Consider the following 1,103-nt stretch of genomic DNA (forward strand, 5'->3'; position numbering starts at 1 on the left):
TTTTGGCGAGGCCAAACAGAGGCTTCGGGAGACGGTGGCCTGTAGCCCAGCGATGAGTGCGGCCGCACGGTGTTGTAGTGACGTCGCCAGTTTTCGATGACGATCTTTGCCTCCTTGAGCGTGTAGAAGATTTCACCGTTGAGCAGTTCGTCACGGAGCTTCGAATTGAAGCTCTCGCAATAGCCGTTTTCCCACGGACTGCCCGGCATGATGTAGGCGGTCTTGGCACCCACCGCCGCGATCCATTCCCGCAATGCCTTGGCGATGAACTCCGGCCCGTTGTCGGACCGAATATGCGTCGGGACGCCGCGCAGGATGAACAGGTCGGAAAGCACGTCGATGACATCGACGGCCTTCAGCTTTCTCTCGACCCTGATGGCAATGCATTCGCGCGTGAACTCGTCGATCACATTGAGCATGCGGATTTTCCTGCCATTGTGTGTGCGATCCTCGACGAAGTCGTAGGACCAGACATGGTTTGGATGTTCCGGCCGAAGCCGGACACACGAGCTGTCGTTCAACCACAGCCGACCGCGTTTGGGTTGCCTGTGCGGCACCTTCAGCCCCTCCCGCCGCCAGATGCGTTCGACCCGCTTGACGTTCACGATCCAGCCAGCCTGGTGCAGCATCGCAGTGATGCGACGATAGCCATAGCGGCCATACTGGAGAGCGAGCGCCGTGATGTCGGCGGTCAACGCTGCTTCGTCATCCGGGGTCTTGGCGATCTTGCGCTGCGTCGAACGATGCTGACCGAGAACCCGGCAGGCCCGTCTCTCGGACACGCCCAGTTCCTCGATGACATGATCCACGCTGGCGCGGCGGCGGGCGGGGCTTAGAAGTTTCCCTTGGCGGCCTCGGCAAGGATCATCTTGTCCAGCGTGAGATCGGAAACGGCACGCCGGAGCCGGGCATTCTCGGCCTCCAGCTCTCTCAACCGCTTCACCTGGTCTCCCTTCAAGCCGCCGTATTCAGACCGCCACCGGTAGTATGTAACTTCCGTCACGCCTATCGACCGGATCGCCTCCGCCATCGATTTTCCCTGCGCATTCAACACGTCAACCTGACGGAGCTTCGTGACGATCTCTTCTGCCTTGTGTCTTTTC

At 60.1% G+C, this 1,103-nt stretch carries 1 protein-coding gene; it reads right to left on the reverse strand.

Annotation, left to right across the window (positions count from 1 at the left end; genetic code table 11):
* Positions 1-1,103 (reverse strand): IS3 family transposase gene (locus FAA86_RS24385; RefSeq protein ID WP_136543898.1). Its coding sequence is split into 2 segments (ribosomal slippage), with 1,104 coding nucleotides annotated over them: positions 1-847 and positions 847-1,103; the frame shifts between segments, so codons are not numbered across the junction. This gene is flagged as partial in the annotation.

This window comes from Rhizobium rosettiformans W3, assembly GCF_004912135.1.
In the GTDB taxonomy this organism is placed as follows: domain Bacteria; phylum Pseudomonadota; class Alphaproteobacteria; order Rhizobiales; family Rhizobiaceae; genus Allorhizobium; species Allorhizobium rosettiformans.